This window comes from Nocardia sp. NPDC005978 (assembly GCF_040614455.1).
Lineage (GTDB): Bacteria > Actinomycetota > Actinomycetes > Mycobacteriales > Mycobacteriaceae > Nocardia.
The window spans coordinates 1-16,178 of the sequence record NZ_JBEXUS010000058.1; the positions used below are offsets into that span (position 1 = coordinate 1).

The 16,178-nt window shown below is 69.6% G+C and carries 11 protein-coding genes; 4 read left to right on the forward strand and 7 right to left on the reverse strand.

Translation table 11 applies throughout. From position 1 onward, the window contains the following. Nucleotides 1-106: 106 nt before the first annotated feature. Nucleotides 107-520: a DUF5319 domain-containing protein gene (locus ABZ319_RS24295; RefSeq protein ID WP_029923780.1), complete on the reverse strand. Its 414-nt coding sequence runs from the start codon at nt 518-520 to the stop codon at nt 107-109. 276 nt (nt 521-796) lie between these two features. Between ABZ319_RS24295 and guaB the strand changes: the two genes are divergently transcribed. Next, nucleotides 797-2,341 (forward strand): IMP dehydrogenase, encoded by a 1,545-nt coding sequence (guaB, locus tag ABZ319_RS24300; RefSeq protein ID WP_354988768.1) that lies wholly within the window; start codon nt 797-799, stop codon nt 2,339-2,341. Between the two features lie 238 nt (nt 2,342-2,579). After that, nucleotides 2,580-3,713, forward strand: a complete 1,134-nt coding sequence (locus ABZ319_RS24305; RefSeq protein WP_354988769.1) for a GuaB3 family IMP dehydrogenase-related protein — start codon at nt 2,580-2,582, stop codon at nt 3,711-3,713. Between the two features lie 179 nt (nt 3,714-3,892). On the opposite strand, the gene ABZ319_RS24310 is transcribed toward ABZ319_RS24305, so the two are convergent. After that, nucleotides 3,893-4,732 (reverse strand): alpha/beta fold hydrolase, encoded by an 840-nt coding sequence (locus ABZ319_RS24310; RefSeq protein ID WP_354988770.1) that lies wholly within the window; start codon nt 4,730-4,732, stop codon nt 3,893-3,895. A gap of 339 nt (nt 4,733-5,071) precedes the next feature. Between ABZ319_RS24310 and guaA the strand changes: the two genes are divergently transcribed. After that, nucleotides 5,072-6,631: a glutamine-hydrolyzing GMP synthase gene (gene guaA, locus ABZ319_RS24315; RefSeq protein ID WP_354988771.1), complete on the forward strand. Its 1,560-nt coding sequence runs from the start codon at nt 5,072-5,074 to the stop codon at nt 6,629-6,631. A 98-nt stretch (nt 6,632-6,729) separates the two neighbouring features. Here guaA and ABZ319_RS24320 read toward each other — a convergent pair whose 3' ends face one another. The 5 genes from ABZ319_RS24320 to ABZ319_RS24340 form a co-directional block, all read right to left on the reverse strand. Beyond that, complete coding sequence (locus tag ABZ319_RS24320) at nt 6,730-6,951, reverse strand: hypothetical protein (protein ID WP_354988772.1); 222 nt, start codon at nt 6,949-6,951, stop codon at nt 6,730-6,732. Continuing rightward, nucleotides 6,944-8,776 carry a PspC domain-containing protein gene (locus ABZ319_RS24325; RefSeq protein ID WP_354988773.1) on the reverse strand — a complete coding sequence of 611 codons (1,833 nt, stop codon included), beginning with the start codon at nt 8,774-8,776 and terminating at the stop codon, nt 6,944-6,946. Before ABZ319_RS24325 ends, ABZ319_RS24320 begins: the two co-directional genes overlap by 8 nt. 211 nt (nt 8,777-8,987) lie before the next feature. Further along, nucleotides 8,988-12,953 (reverse strand): hypothetical protein, encoded by a 3,966-nt coding sequence (locus tag ABZ319_RS24330; RefSeq protein ID WP_354988774.1) that lies wholly within the window; start codon nt 12,951-12,953, stop codon nt 8,988-8,990. Between the two features lie 56 nt (nt 12,954-13,009). Further along, the gene (locus tag ABZ319_RS24335) at nt 13,010-13,657 is read right to left on the reverse strand and encodes an MspA family porin (RefSeq protein WP_354988775.1); all 648 of its coding nucleotides are present in this window, start codon (nt 13,655-13,657) and stop codon (nt 13,010-13,012) included. Between the two features lie 350 nt (nt 13,658-14,007). After that, nucleotides 14,008-15,006: a GlxA family transcriptional regulator gene (locus ABZ319_RS24340; protein WP_354988776.1), complete on the reverse strand. Its 999-nt coding sequence runs from the start codon at nt 15,004-15,006 to the stop codon at nt 14,008-14,010. A 164-nt stretch (nt 15,007-15,170) separates the two neighbouring features. Between ABZ319_RS24340 and ABZ319_RS24345 the strand changes: the two genes are divergently transcribed. Next, entirely contained in the window at nt 15,171-15,923 is a 753-nt protein-coding gene (locus ABZ319_RS24345) for a DJ-1/PfpI family protein (protein ID WP_354988777.1), read from the forward strand. Nucleotides 15,924-16,178: the final 255 nt, after the last annotated feature.

A 16,178-nucleotide genomic window follows, 5' to 3' on the forward strand; every position in this document is an offset into this window, starting at 1 on the left:
CCACATTTCTTCCCCTCCCCGTCGCTCTCGCTCTCGCGGGCCGGGTGTGTGTGGGGCAACTCCCTGGGGGCGGCGCTTTCTTGCTCGGGGCCCCCGCTTCGGTGTTCTAGACGTCGAACCCGTCGAAGCCGTCGCCGTGCAGTGCCTCGTTCATCGAGGCATCGGCATAGCCGCGGCAGTAGTCCCAGGTGACGTACGCCTCGGGAGTGGGATCGTAGGCGGGTTCGTGCGGGCGCACCGTGCCGTCCACCAATAGCTGGAGGAGGTTGGCGCGCAACATGTCCCAGTCGTGGTAGTGGTCCTGTCGGCAGTCCTCGCAACTGACAACCAAACCGCGGATGCCGCGGTGGGCCAGTAGTGCCTCATATACCGCGAGGTCGGCGAGGTCCTCTTCGACCGCTAGGCGCTCGTGAGGATCCAGCGGTTCCCCCGGCTCGATGGCATCGAGCGCGGCCGACGGGTCGGAGGGGTCTCCGGCGAATGGATCCGGCGGCAAGCCAGGTGGTAGATGGTCACGCACAGTCCCACGGTACGCAGAAAGAGGGGGTCTGCGCCAGCGCTGTTGAGTATTTGCCCTCACTTTGCGGGTGGTACAACGCACACCCGCACGCCGCATTCGCCATTGTGTCGCATTCGCGGACTTCGCAGTGGCCGGGCGTGGCTGCCGGAGGGAATCGGCGGGCGGATACCATGGTTGACCAAAGGCCGGGTAGCAAACGCCGGCTTTGTCATTCATCCAGTCGCCCGCCGGTACCGGTCAGGGGGACTGTGCCGAGCTCCAGGAGGGGTCGATCCGATGAGCAGTCCCGTAACGGGCGAACGAAACGCCGGCCGCCCCCATACGGGTGGAGACGATCCGAACAAGATCGCCATGCTCGGCCTCACCTTCGACGACGTATTGCTGTTGCCCGCCGCTTCGGACCTGATTCCCAGCTCGGTCGACACCTCGAGCCGTCTGACGCGTGAGATCACACTGCGCACGCCGCTGGTGAGTTCGGCCATGGACACCGTCACCGAGGCGCGCATGGCCATCGCCATGGCGCGTGCCGGCGGTATGGGCGTGCTGCACCGCAATCTGTCGGTGGCCGATCAGGCGGCGCAGGCCGAGACGGTGAAGCGGTCCGAGGCGGGCATGGTGACCGATCCGGTGACCTGTCGCCCGACCGACACCCTCGCCGAGGTCGACGCCATGTGCGCGCGCTACCGCATCTCGGGTTTGCCGGTGGTGGACGACGCGGGTCAATTGGTGGGCATTATCACCAATCGCGATATGCGTTTCGAGGTCGATCAGAACAGCCGGGTCGCCGACATCATGACCAAGGCGCCGCTCATCACCGCGCAGGAGGGCGTCACCGCGCCGGCCGCGCTGGGGCTGCTGCGCCGGCACAAGATCGAGAAGCTGCCGATCGTCGACGGCAACGGCAAGCTGCGCGGTCTGATCACGGTCAAGGACTTCGTCAAGACCGAGCAGTACCCGAACGCCACCAAGGACCGCGACGGCCGCCTGCTGGTCGGCGCGGCGGTCGGTGTCGGCGAGGACGCCTGGTCGCGTGCCATGACCCTGGCCGACGTCGGCGTCGACGTGCTCGTGGTGGACACCGCGCACGGTCACCAGGCCGGCGTGCTGCAGATGGTCTCCAAGGTCAAGGCCGAGGTCGGCGATCGCGTGCAGATCATCGGCGGCAACGTCGCCACCCGCGCGGGCGCCCTGGCGCTGGTCGAGGCGGGCGTGGACGCGGTGAAGGTGGGCGTCGGTCCCGGCTCCATCTGCACCACCCGCGTGGTCGCCGGTGTCGGCGCGCCGCAGATCACCGCGATCCTCGAGGCCAACGCGGCGTGCGCGCCGCTGGGCGTTCCGGTCATCGCCGACGGCGGCGTGCAGTACTCCGGCGACATCGCCAAGGCGATCGCCGCGGGCGCGTCGACCGTGATGCTGGGCTCGCTGCTCGCGGGCACCGCCGAATCGCCGGGTGAGCTGATCCTGGTGGGCGGCAAGCAGTTCAAGAGCTACCGCGGCATGGGTTCGCTGGGTGCGATGCAGTCGCGCGGCGAGGCCAAGTCCTACTCCAAGGACCGCTACTTCCAGGACGACGTGCTCTCGGAGAAGAAGCTGGTGCCCGAGGGCATCGAGGGCCGGGTGCCGTTCCGCGGTCCGCTGGATCAGGTGATCCATCAGCTGGTCGGCGGCGTGCGCGCTGCCATGGGCTACACCGGCGCGCAGAATATCGAAGGTCTGCAGTCCGCGCAGTTCGTGCAGATCACGGCGGCGGGTCTGAAGGAGTCGCACCCGCACGACATCACGATGACCGTCGAGGCCCCGAACTACACCACTCGCGGCTGAGATACGGCGCATCCGTTGTCGCGCGGCCCGTTCGGTCTCCGGACCGGGCGGGCCGCGCGCTGCGGGCGCCGGTCACCGGACAACTTCACAACCCGAAACCGATTGCCCCACCTCGAAGGTCCGCCCGTCTTTGTTCTGGACCGTGAAGTGATCGAGCCGAGGGCGGGTACGTCGCGACCATCGAGTCGCGAGCACCGCCCTTCGGCGCAGGCAATCACCACAGAAAGGACATACAGGCGTGCGCGACCTCGTTGAGATCGGCATGGGGCGAACTGCCCGTCGCACTTACGAGCTGGATGATGTGGATATCGTGCCCTCGCGCCGGACCCGCTCGTCCAAGCAGGTCTCGGTGGCGTGGCAGCTCGATGCCTATCGCTTCGAGATCCCGTTCCTGGCGCATCCCACCGATGCGCTGGTGTCGCCGAAGTTCGCGATCGAGCTGGGTAAGGCCGGCGGGCTGGGCGTCATCAACGGCGAGGGCCTGTGGGCGCGGCACACCGATGTCGAGGCGAAGATCCAGCAGCTGTCCGACGTCGCGGAGAAGGAGGGCGTCGAGGCCGCCATCGCGCTGCTGCAGGAACTGCACGCCGCGCCGATGCAGCCCGAGCTGCTGGCCACCGCGGTGGCCGAGGTGCGCGCGGCCGGTGTCACGGTCGCGGTGCGGGTCAGCCCGCAGAACGCGCGGGCGCTGACCCCGGGTCTGGTGAAGGCCGGGCTCGATCTGCTGGTCGTGCACGGCACCATCATCTCGGCCGAGCACGTCGGTGACGGCGAGCCGCTGAACCTCAAGACCTTCATCTCCGAACTGGACGTGCCGGTGGTGGCGGGCGGCGTGAGCGATCACCGCACCGCGCTGCACCTGATGCGCACCGGCGCGGCCGGCGTCATCGTGGGCTACGGCTCGCAGCAGGGCGCGACGACGACCAATGAGGTGCTGGGCATTCGGGTTCCGATGGCGACCGCCATCGCCGACGCCGCCGCCGCGCGCCGGGATTACCTGGACGAGACCGGTGGCCGGTACGTGCACGTGATCGCCGACGGCGAGACGCTGACCTCCGGGCATATCGCCAAGGCCATCGCGTGCGGCGCGGACGCGGTCATGCTGGGCATGCCGCTGTCGGTCGCGAAGGAGACCCCGGGCAGGGGCCTGTACTGGCCGTCGGCGGCCGCGCATCCGTCGGTGCCGCGCGGTGCGGTGCTGCCGTATGCCATCGACGAGGAGCAGGTGCCGCTGGAGCAGGTGCTCAACGGGCCCTCCAACGATCCGTACGGTTCGCTGAATCTCGTTGGCGGCCTGCGCCGTGCGATGGCCAAGACCGGGTACAGCGATCTCAAGGAATTCCAGAAGGTCGGCCTGAACATCCGCGCGTAGGTTCTCGCGCTCGCATCGCCCCCGTTCCGGATCCGCGGAGCGGGGGCGTTGTCGTCAATGACGACAACGGATTTCGTGGGGCGGCAACCTTCGGGTAGCACGCCCTGACTTGCCGGGCACCCGAGCGTGCCCGGCGGTTCACGGTGCCCGGGACCGCGCGCGGAAGCCCGGGACATCGTTCAGGGTTCGCGGCGCAGGGGAATCTCGCCCGTTCTGGGGCGGCTGGTGACGCGGGAAACCGCTGGCTCGCGCAGGAATTGGCGGATGGCGTTGTTGACCGCGACCGGGTGGGTCATGTTGACGGTCTGGCGCGCGCCCTCGATTTCGAGGTAGCGCGCGTCGGGCAGCCGAGCGGCGAGTTCGCGGGCGTGCGCGAGCGGGACGCCGCTGTGTGTCGGGTGCACGATCAGTGTGGGACAGGCGATCTCGGATAGTCGGTCCAGGACGGCGTCGCGGCCGAGCATCGCGCCGGCGGCGACCTCGGTGGCATTGGGGTCGCGGGTGAGCCAGCGTTTCACCCAGACGGCGCGGTACCAGTCGTCGTCGCCGATCAGCCAGCGGGCGAGGTGTTCGGCCAGGGCCGGGCGCGGACCGTCCTCGTACCATTTGTCCAGGAACCTACGGGCATTCGAGAGTTCGGCGGGCAGCGGTTCGTGCGCCTCGGTGGTCAGCAGCACCAGGGCCGTCACGCGTTCGGGGGCCAGCAGCGCGGTGCGCAGCGCGATGATGCCGCCCTGGGAAATGCCGCCCACCACGGCTCTTTCCACGCCGAGGTGATCCAGTACGGTGAGCGCGTCGCGGGCGCAGGTCCAGTAGGTGAAGGGCAGGCCCTCGTCCCGAGTTCGGCCGTGCCCGCGGGCATCCCAGGACACGAGCCGGAATTCCGGTGTCAGCGCCGCGATCTGCGACGCGAACATCGTTCGGTCCATGAGGAATTCGTGCCCCAGCAGCAGTACCGGACCCCCGCCCCCGCTGTCCTCGTAGTGGATCTCGGCATCGATCGCACGGGCGAATGGCACGAGGTAGAGGATAGCCAGCACCGCCGACAAGTGGCGATGCTTTCTCGCACGGCAGCATCCGCCAAATCGGGTGTGCCACGTAGGACACAGACGATTGACGCGAACGCGACATCGGGTTCCGTCGCTCGACAGTGACACAGATCGCGTACGGAAGCGGCGGCGAATCAAACGGAACGCGACAACTGATTTCGCGAGGATCGGGGTAACTCCCCGGGTACCCCCAGAATTGTGTTCGCGCACGACCGCACCACGCGTGCGCGACTGTTGACGGCTCTCGGCCGGGCGCTGAGTATTCGGGGTGGCGGGGGAGTGGCGTATGTCGCTCCGTAGACTGCCCAGGTGGCAGAAACGCAGCGACCAGTCCTTGTTGTCGACTTCGGCGCGCAGTACGCGCAACTGATCGCGCGCCGGGTGCGCGAGGCCAGCGTCTACTCCGAGGTGGTACCGCATACGGCCACCGTCGAGGAGATCGCGGAGCGCAATCCGCTGGCGGTGATTCTGTCCGGCGGCCCGTCGAGCGTGTACGCCGAGGGCGCCCCGCAGCTCGACGCGCGGCTGTTCGACCTCGATGTTCCGGTGTTCGGCATCTGCTACGGCTTCCAGGCCATGGCGCAGGCGCTGGGCGGAACCGTGGCGCACACCGGCACTCGCGAATACGGCCGCACCGAGCTGAGCATCGACGGCGGTGTGCTGCACGGCGGTCTGCCCGCGCGGCAGCCGGTGTGGATGAGCCACGGTGACGCGGTCACCGACGCCCCGGCCGGGTTCGAGGTCACCGGTACCTCCGCGGGCGCGCCGGTCGCGGCGTTCGAGAATCTGGAGCGCAGGCTCGCGGGTGTGCAGTACCACCCCGAGGTGCTGCACTCGCCGCACGGGCAGCAGGTGCTGAGCCGCTTCCTGCACGAGATCGCGGGGATCCCGGCGGCGTGGACGGCGTCCAATATCGCCGAGGCGCTGATCGAGCAGGTGCGCGAGCAGGTCGGCGACGGGCATGCCATCTGCGGGCTGTCCGGCGGCGTGGATTCCGCGGTGGCGGCCGCACTGGTGCAGCGCGCGATCGGTGATCGGCTGACCTGCGTGTTCGTCGATCACGGGCTTTTGCGCGCGGGTGAGCGGGAGCAGGTGCAGCGCGACTTCGTCGCCGCGACCGGCGCCCGCCTGGTGACCGTGGACGCGGTGGAGAAGTTCCAGAGCGAACTGAAGGGTGTCACCGACCCCGAGGAGAAGCGCAAGATCATCGGCCGGGAGTTCATCCGGTCGTTCGAGGACGCGGTCGGCGAGGTCGTCGGCGAGCAGGGCGAGACCAAGGTCGAGTACCTGGTGCAGGGCACGCTGTACCCGGACGTGGTCGAGTCCGGCGGCGGCACCGGCACCGCGAACATCAAGAGCCATCACAACGTCGGCGGGCTGCCGGACGATCTGGAGTTCTCGCTCGTCGAGCCGCTGCGCCTGCTGTTCAAGGACGAGGTGCGCGCGGTCGGCCGCGAGCTGGGCCTGCCCGAGGAAATCGTTGCCCGCCAGCCCTTCCCGGGGCCGGGTCTGGCGATTCGCATCATCGGCGAGGTGACCTTCGAGCGCTTGGAGCTGCTGCGCCAGGCCGACGCCATCGCGCGCGAGGAGCTCACCGCGGCCGGTCTGGACAAGCAGATCTGGCAGTGCCCGGTGGTGCTGCTGGCCGATGTGCGCAGCGTCGGCGTGCAGGGCGACGGGCGGACCTACGGTCACCCGATCGTGCTGCGCCCGGTGTCGTCCGAGGACGCCATGACCGCGGACTGGACCCGCCTGCCGTACGAGGCGCTCGAGCGTATCTCGACCCGCATCACCAACGAGGTGCCGGACGTGAACCGGGTGGTGCTCGACGTGACGAGCAAGCCGCCGGGCACCATCGAATGGGAGTGACAGGGGTTTCCTGACACGTGCGAAAGGGCCCGCGATCCGAAGATCGCGGGCCCTTTCGCGGTGGGGGAGAAGCTGTCTCGACCGGGTCGTGTCGCTCGCTAGGGCTTCGGCGGGGCGGGGGAGTCGTCGCGCTTTCTGGGTGAGAGCACCAGGACCACGCCGACCACGATGGCGACGATCACCACGATCCAGCCCAGGGACAGCCCGCCCGAGATGGGCCACGAGTGCGGGCCGATGAAGGCCCAGATGCTGACCGCCAGGCCGAGGACTCCGGCCACCAGCAGGGAGAACGATGGGCGTCGGTTCTTGTTCTCAGCCACGCTTCACCTCCGCGGATCCCATCTGTACGTCGATGGTCAGGTTCAATGTCGGTCCGGTCGCCGGGCCGGTGATGCCGCCCACGCAGCCGTCGGTGTCACCCATGCGCACGTTGCAGGTGGTGTGCACGCGCAGGTTCTCGGGGATCAGCACGCGGGCGTCGCCCATGCGCACCGAGACGGTGGTGGCGCGGTCCTCGGTCAGGGCCAGGTTTGTCAGGTCGAGGGTCGCCGAGCCCATGGAGACGTGATACTCCGGCTGGAGATCGGCGGCGCCGGTGGCGGCCCAGCTGCGGTCGCCCATGGCGCCCTGATCGAACTGGATCGGGCCGATGAGCGAGGCCAGGATGACGAATCCGGCCAGCGGGGCGAGCAGCACCATGAGGCCGAAGCCACGGCGCAGGAACGCGCCGACGATCAGACCGAGCGACAGCACCGCCAGCGCGGCGGCGCCGATGCGGCCCGGGGTCATCCAGTCCACGCCCGCGGCCGCCGCCGACCCCGCCGCGGCGGCGGCGAGCAGGCTGAGCCCGATGATCACCGGGGTGAGCCGGGAGCGCGGGGCGCGCGGCGGGGCCTGGACCGGATGTCGCTGTGCCGGGCCGGGTTCGGGGAGATCCCAGGCCAGCGGAGCGACGCCGAGGGGGTCCCAGCCGGGCGGGGTCGGGCCGAAGTCTGGGGAGATGGGGGCCGGGCCGACCGGGGCGTAGGGGCGCTCGGTCGCGGACGGGATGGGATGCAGGGCCGGGGTTTTGCGGAGGACGGGGAGCGGGGCGCCGGTGTCGGCGGACGAGCCGGTGCGGTCGCCGGCCGGTGCGTCGGTGCCGGGCGCGCTTCCGTCGCCGGAAGGGTTCTCGCTGTCGCCACCGGCGGACGGGTCGTCGCTCGGATCCCGGTGCGGTGAATCATCCTGCTTCGCAGACTGTTTCGGCTCGTCGGTGCCGGGCTTGCGTAGCACCACGGTCTCGGCGGTGATGCCGGGATCGGCATCGGCCGCCGGAAGATCCTGTGCGGTAGCCGGGTTCACGGCGAGGACGGCGGTGTCGTGGTCGGTTGTCGTGTCCGGTGTCGCGGAAGCGTCGCTCTTGCGCAGGACTTCGGTGGGTAGCTCGGACCCGTCGCCGACCGCGGTACCGTGCGCGAAGGAGGCGGCGGCCGGGTGCGCGCCCGCGCCGGATTGCTGCGCGGCGGCCGGATTCGCACGGGGCTGTTCGCGATTCGGGTCGGGCTCGTAGCTGTCGGGCAGCTTGGTGTACGGACCGTAGGTTTCGAACGGGCCGCTGGTGCCCGGATAGCCCGTCCAGTACGGGGAATTGGCGTTCGGGTATCCGCCGAGTGCGTCCGGCATCGGGTACTCGAACTGTGCGGCCGGCGGTTGCGGTTGCCGCTGATGCAGCAGCCACCATCCGGCCAGCATGAGCGCGAAGCTGATCGCCCCCGATCCGCCGAGCCCGACCCCGACCGGTCCGACGGTGGTGATGGCGATGCCCAGCGCCACCAGCAGCACGACGGTCTTGGACGATCCCTGCGAGCTCTGTCCCTTCCCGAAGAGCGACTCGGCCGCCGAGGTCTGGTCACCCTGCTGACTCAGCAGCAGCCACGCCAGCAGATACAGCACGATCCCGGCCCCGCCGAACAGCGCCGACACCACGAACGCGACCCGCACCACGACCGGGTCGATGTTGTATCGCACCCCGAATCCGGCGGCGACGCCCGCGACGTGCCCCTGTTGCGGCAGCCGCACCGGCCGGGTCCGCCACATGTCATGAAGCTGGTCCCCCAGGCCGGTACGCCCGGCGCGCTCGGACCAGTCGCTCGTTCTCGTCATGGGATCCATGGTGGTTGCGCCGAGGTCTCGCGCGCATCGGGGATGACCCTGAAAGTGCACCTGAAATGGGGGTGGGGGCGGTCGGATGAGCGGATTCGAGCCGAGGAGGGATCGGGCGTGTCAGTCGCAGTGCGGGCTGTCGAGCAGGTCGCGGTGCGATCGAAGACTCGGTTTCTACCGCTGGGCAGGGCGCGATCGGCGACTCCGCCGGTCAGTCGCAGGGCGGGTGGTAGGGCTGATCGGCGGGTAGGTACCGCTGCCAGAGCTCTTCGGTCCAGATGGAGCCGGTGACCGCGCAGATGCGATCGATGGCGTGCTCTTCGTTCAAGTCCCACAGGCGGATTGCGCCGTCGGCGCCACCGGCGGCGACCATCGTCGTATCGGGGTGCAGGGCGATGTGCCAGGACTGGTGGGCGGACTCGGCGAGGGTGACCGAGCGGGTGGGGTGCGCGGGATCGCTGTAGTCCCAGATCTGCACCGTGCCGTCGTTGTCGCTGGTGATCAGGGTGCGGGAGTCGGGGCTCAGCAGTAGCGAGCGCAGGTCGAGAGCGTGGGAGACGAAGGGTTCGCCCAGCCGGGCCGGGCGTGCGGGGTCGCGGATGTCCCAGCTCTGCAGGGACTCGTTGTCGGCCACGATCAGCGTGCTCATGTCGCCCGTGAACGTGAAAATTGGTGTGCCGGTGCCGAACTGCCGGAGTAGCTCGCCGACCTGATGAGGCTCGGCGGGGACGCTGATGTCCCACAGGGTGATGACGTCGCCTTCCCGGGCGCCGTCGCGGATCGTCTCCCGCACGATCATGGTTCGATTGCCCGGTCCGAACCCCATGCTCGGATGCTTCGAGGAGAGTTTCCAGCCTTGCCCGATCGGGGTCGGCGCGGCTCGATTCGACACATCCCAGAGCTGGACGGTGTTGTCGTTATCGACGGTGGCGAGCATCGACCAGTCTGGACTGAGCACCGTGAACGCATTCGAGAAATTGGCTGTGCGCCAGTCGGGAAGCGGTTTGATGTGCGCCGGGTCGCTGATGTCGAGCAGGGAGTAATCACGGCCGGTCGCCCCGATGATCAGGGTATTGCCGTCCGGCGAGATGGTCGGGGAAAGAAAACTCCGCTCGGCACGGTATTCGCCGATACGCCGGGGAAGTTGTGGATTTCGCAGGTCCCACACCACGATTCGGCCGTCGCTCGAGGCGGTGACCATGCGGGTGCCCGTGCTGTCGAACTTCGGGGTCGAGACCCAGCCCGCCTGTCCGGTCAGGATCGCCGGGGGCAGTGACCACACGCGTAGTTCTCCGGAGTTGTTCCCCGCCAGCAGCGTCCGTCCATCGGCGGCGAAGACGAGCGCGCTCGGTCCGCCCGGGCAGGGCATGGATCGCGCGGTGAAGCGGCAGAGGGAGGGTAGCGCAGGCAGCCCGCCGAGCATCCGGATGGGATAGGCGGGCTCGGCCAGGTTCCACAGGCCGCCGCCCTGCATGCCGCCCACCGCGAGCACCCTGCCCTCTGGGGCGAAGTCGAGTGCGGCGAGGCCGCTGAAGCCGGCGTCGAAGGTGCTGAATTCGCGTGCTCGCGACGGGTCGCTGACGTCCCACAGATGTACTTCGGAGTCATTGCTGCCGACCTCTCGCATGGAGCCGTCGCCGCTGCCGAAGGCGAGAATCGTGCCGTCGGGGCTGAAGTCGAGTCCCCGGGCGGAGGCGATCGGGCCGCCGAGCGCCGAGTTCCGCAGTACCGGGCCGGCGGGATCGCCGAGATCCCACAGCTGCACCGTATGGGATTCCAGCAGCGCATCGATCGAAATCAAGGCCAGCAGTTGCCCGTTCGGTGAGATGCGCAGTTCCCCGATGCCCGCGTTCGAGTCGTCCGCGCGGAGTCGCCGTGCGGGACCCGGGACCGGTGCTGCCGGGTTGCGGACATCCCACAGCATGAGGTGGCTCCGGCTCATCGTCACCAGGGTGCCGCTGTCCGGCGTGAACTCGAGGCGGGAGAACCCGACGTCGTTGATGTCGGGAAGGACGCCGATCCGTTGCGGCGCCGACGGGACGGTGACATCCCACAGGATGGCCAGTTGCGGAGATCTGCTCCAGCCGGTGGTGGCCATGGTTCTGCCGTCCGGACTGAATGCCACGGTGCCGATGTCGTCGAGTTGGCCGCCGAGCGAGCGTGGGTGCTGCGCGTCGGTGGTGTCCCACAGCCGGAGACTGCCGTCGTAGCCGAGGGTGGCCAGCACCCCATCCCGCGAGCGCCGCACCATCCGGCTGATGCCTTCGGCGTGTGCGGCGATGGTGGTCACCAGCGGAGTGTTCTGTGTTTGCAGGAGCCGGGAGCGGACTCGCTGATCGCCGGGGCGCATCCGCCAGGCGATGAGGTCGAGTTGTGCGGCCACCGAGGAATCCGTCTCACGAATGCGATCGGCCTCCGCCAGAACGTCGGCGAAGTTCTTGTCCGCACGTTGCTGATCGACCAGGCGCGTTTGGGTGTAGGCGGCGAAGCCCAGAACCAGCAGGGCCACCCCGAGTATCGCGAGGATCGCCTTGGAGCGGGTGGAGCGGCGGCGGGTGTGGTCACGGGACGCCGTTGCGGCGGTGAGGAACTCGCGGGCCAGGGGCCCTACCGGGGGCGGGTCCACGTTGTCCGCCGCGTTCTGCAGGCGCGTTCCCCGGTACAGCAGCGACGGATCCCTGTCCTGGGCCGCCCATTCGGCGGCGTCGGTTTCCAGGCGCTGGCGGACCAGGTAGCCGACGCGGTCCTCGTTGATCCATTCGCGGAGGCGGGGCCAGGCGGTCAGGACTATCTCGTGGGTGAGGGTCACCGCTTCGGCGTCGAGGGTGATCAGGCGGGTCCGGGACAGGAGTTCCAGTGCGGCGGTGGCGGCTTCGGTGTCGGTGACGCGGCGCAGGAGGTCGGTGCGGTCGGCGGGGCGGCGGGTGTCGCGGGCGTCCTGGCCGACGGTGACCAGGCCGAGCAGGATGTCGCGGGCCGCGTTCTGCTGGGCGGGCGAGAGCTCGTTCCAGGCCTGTTCGGCGGTTTCGGTGACCGAGCCGACCACGCCGCCGGCGGTGCGGTAGCCGGTGCCGGTGAGGCGGCGGCCCTCGCGGTGCTGCCAGGTGGCGGCCATGACGTGCGAGAGCAGCGGGAGGGCGCCCGGGTCGTAGCTGCGGCGGCCGTGATGGTCGCCCGCGCCGCAGAGTTCGGTGATCACGAGCTCTTCGAGGCCGGGTTCGAGTTCCAGGCCGACCACGCGGGCGGGGCCCGAAATCGCCTGGGCCAGTTCGTCCAAGCGCATCGGGCCGAGCAGGTAGCTCCGGTGTTCCAGCGCGTCCTGCAGGATCAGGTGGTTGAGGCAGTGGGCGTAGAAGTCGGCGCGCAGGGCCACCACGACGGCGACGGGATCGTCCGCCCGCGTGGCACAGTCGCGCAGCACGGTCAGGAAGTCCTCGCGCGCATGCTCATCGGCGCAGGTGGTGAACAGTTCCTCGAACTGGTCGACGATGAGCAGCCGGCGGGCGCCGTCGGCACGCGGCGTCAGCGCTGCCCGCGCCGCGGCGACGCCGGTCGAGCCCAGGGCCGCGAGCAGCGCCGCCGACGGATCCGCGCCCGGGGTGAAAGTCGTTGTTTCCCAGTCCGGTAGCGCCGGGGTCAGGCCCGCCGCCAGCAGTGAGGACTTGCCCGCGCCCGAGGCGCCGATCACGGCGATGATGCCGGTGGTCGTGCGGACCAGGTCGGTGAGTTCGGTGGTGGCGCGGGTGCGGCCGAAGAACAGGGCGCTGTCATCGCTGCGGTACGAGGTCAGGCCCGGGTACGGGCAGGCCGACTCGGTGTCGGCTTCGGGATTCCAGGTGGTGGCGGACTGCCAGAGGCGCTGCCATTCCCGGGGTTCGGCGAGTTCGCGGGTGAGCGGGTGGCCGGCTTTGCGGGCCAGGTCGACGAGGGTGAGCACGACCGGGAGCAGGGACTCGAAGCGGGCCGGGACGTTGCGGCCCGCCTTCCAGTCGCTGATGCGCTGCGCGGACGCGCCGCCGGGGCGGGCGCCCGCGGCAGCGCGCATCCGGGTCTCCGCGGCGGCGGCGACCCGGCGCAGTGTCGGATTACCCGCGGCCTCATACAGTTCGGTGAAGCGGTGAGCGAAAAGCGCTCGTGGGGAACGAATCTGCTCCGCGGTGACCGATTCTCCCGTCACCACTGTCGATCCGCTGTTCGATTCGTTCCCCCACGCACCCCGCCAATTTACCCGTCTCACAAGATGATCGGATCGCCGATGACCCAGTCGGCGGCGTTGGTCGTCGGCGAGGTGGCCTCGATGATGACGAACGGCTTGATGGTCAGCTGGCCGCCGCACCCGGTGACCGCCAGCCGATAGTCACGGTTGACGATGTAGCCGGTGTCCGGGCCGGACAGCTCCTTGGTCCCGGTGTCGATCTTCTGGATCTTGCCGGCGGTGATGCCCAGATCGAAGCCGATGCCCGCCCCGATGCTCGGGGTGATGGTCACCCCGGCCGAGGGCGTGACGCCGAACAGGTCGGCGTTGACGCCCGCCGAGGCCGCGATGTCGATCCCGACCTTGCCGTTGATGTCGAACGTCACGTCGAGATCGACCGCGCAGCCCACGAAGAAGCCGGTGCTGAGTTTGCCGGTGCCGCCGTCGATTCGGCCGTAGGCGGTGTTGTCCAGGTACACCTCCCGATCGGTCGGCATCCCGTTCATCGGCGCCACCGGCCGGAACGCGGTGTTCATCGAGCCGACGGTGGTGATCATCCCCCCGGGGGCTTCGAGCACCTTCTCGTGCGGGGCCATCGGGCCGGCGTAGGCCAGCGCCGAGTCCGGCATTCCGAAGGCTGCGCCGAGTGCGGTGAAAGCGGCGACGATAGCGGTCTTGGAAAACATGTGCTGGTTCCTCCCCGAACCTTGTCGCGCCGTCGGTAGGACGGTCGCGAGGTGGTGCGCACCGGGTCCGGACCCCCCTTCGGACCGGACCCGGTGCGGGACTGCGGGCCGCCGTGGAAGCGATTCCGTGCGGCTCGTTCGTCCTGAACACAACGTAGGGATTCCGGTGTGCTCCGGACGAGCCGGATAGCGTTGGGGGAGAATCGAAAACGCAGCTCAGAAGGGATGTAACCGGTTGTCCGGTCCGGTCATCCGGGTACCGGTCCGGGGCGTGGATCCTGTCCGGACCGGACAGGAATCGGCGGGGTGGTCCTCGCGGAATCCCGAAATCGGCTGTGCGCCAGGGGCGGTCAAGCGGGGTCGAGCAGGACGGCCGGGCGCGGCCGGGCGAAGCGTTCGCGGTACTCGCCGGGCGCCACCCCGAGCAGGCGCTGGAAGCTGCGGTAGAGGGTCTCGGGCCGGCGCAGCCCGACCGCGAGCGCGACCCGATCGAGGGGCTGGTCGCTGGTTTCCAGCAGCCGCCGGGCCGCGGTCACCCGGGCCGTCTCCACGTAGCGGGCGGGTGTGGTGCCGAACTCGGCGGCGAAGACCCGGGAGAAGTTGCGGGTGCTCATATCGGCCTGGCGGGCAAGGGCTTCCAGGGACAGATCCGCTGCCAGGTTCTCCTCGATCCAGCCCTGCAGCGCGCGCAGCGGTTGCAGGCGCGGCGGACCGGCGGCCACCGGCGCGCTGAACTGACTCTGCCCACCCGGGCGGTGCAGATAGACCACCAGCCAGCGCGAGACCTCGCGGGCGAGATCGGGGCCGTGGTCCTCGGCGACCAGCGCGATGGCCAGATCGATGCCCGCGGTCACCCCGGCCGAGGTCCAGATCTTGCCGTCGCGCACATAGATTCGGTCCGGATCGACCCGGATATCGGGGTAGCGCTCGATCAGGCCGATGCTGCTCGACCAGTGCGTGGTCACCGTCCGCCCGCGCAGCAGGCCCGCCTCGGCGAGCAGGAACGCGCCGGTGCAGATGGCCCCGACCCGGCGGGCGCGGGGCGCGGCGCGGCGGATGCCCTCGATCAGGCTCTGGTTCCGGCCGGCTTCGCCGAAGGTCAGGCCGCCCGCGACCAGCAGGGTGTCCACCGGGCCGGGGCTGTCGCCGATCGCGCGGACGGCCTGGACCTCGATGCCGTTGAACGCGCGGACCGGACCGGGCTCGGCGGACACCACCTCGATGCGATACCGCGGTTCGCCCCCGCCGAGCAGGGCGGCGGCGTGGAAGACATCGGCGGGTCCGGCGAGGTCGAGCAGCTGGAAGCCTTCGAACACCGCCAGCTGGACGAGTCGCGGTTCGGTGGGCACGAGCTCATGGTGCCCGCGCCGCGCGTATGGCGTCAACGACACGGGTATTGCATATCGAGCCGAACAGACCTGGCCGGAATCGCAATACTTGTGTCCTGGACGCCAAGGTCGTGGCGATCGGACCATGGAGGGGTGGCCGGTAAGACCGAGAGATAGGAAGCACCGTGCAGATCGCCATCGTTCTCTACCCGGGGATGACCGCCCTGGATGTGGTCGGGCCGTATGAAATCCTGCGGGCGCTCGACGACACCGAGATTCGGTTCGTCTGGCACGAACCCGGTCCGATCGTCACCGACAGCGGTGTCCTGGTGCTGGGCGCGACGCATTCGTTCGAGGAGACGCCCGCACCGGATGTGGTGCTGATCGGGGGCTCGGCGGCGGCCACCATGAACACCGCCGCCGACGAGAAGCTGCTGGCCTGGCTGCGGCAGGTGCACGCCACCAGCAGCTGGACCACCTCGGTGTGCAGCGGTTCGGTGATCCTGGCCGCGGCCGGGGTGCTGGACGGGCTGTCCGCGACGAGTCACTGGTCGGTGCTGCCGATGCTGCGCACGCTGGGCGTCACCCCGCGCGGCAGCGATCGGATCGTGCGCGAGGGGAAGGTCGTCACCGCGGCGGGGGTCTCGGCGGGCATCGACTTCGCACTGTGGCTGGCCGCGGAGATCGACGGCCGTGAGACCGCCGAGGCGATTCAGCTGGCTATCGAATACGACCCGCAGCCGCCGTTCGATTCCGGGCATTTCGACAAGGCGTCGGGCAAGACCAAGGCGCGGGTCGCCACGGTCGGTAAGCGCATGCTCGCGCCCCGGGACATCGGCTCGGAGGCGGTCGCGGCGACGAAAGTGGCCTGGCGCAACACTCTTCGGCGGGTGCGCGCGGGTAAGGGGATGCGGGGACGCGCCACCGCGGGGGTCTAGGCGCGGCGTGGTGTTGGGGGTGCGGGTGCCGGTGCGGCTGTTGCCTGCGGGCGGGATCGCCTGCGGCATCGGGTGTTCTGTCGCCCCCTGCCGGCCGGATCCGTTGCCGGAGGTGTCGTGGGTCGCCGATCCGAGCCCCGGGATGGCTCGCCTGCGGTCGCGGGTTCGGCGGCCATCGGCCCAGCGTGGCGGGGTGCGGGTCCGGAACACTGGAAGCCCGCGGGGATACGGGCGGGTCGTCGGCGATCCCGCCGG

Bases quoted from the DNA above. Each gene is read 5' to 3' on its own strand.
- guaB (WP_354988768.1), top strand. From the start codon at position 797: ATGAGCAGTCCCGTAACGGGCGAACGAAACGCCGGCCGCCCCCATACG.
- ABZ319_RS24325 (WP_354988773.1), bottom strand. From the start codon at position 8,776: ATGACGAGAACGAGCGACTGGTCCGAGCGCGCCGGGCGTACCGGCCTG.
- ABZ319_RS24335 (WP_354988775.1), bottom strand. From the start codon at position 13,657: ATGTTTTCCAAGACCGCTATCGTCGCCGCTTTCACCGCACTCGGCGCA.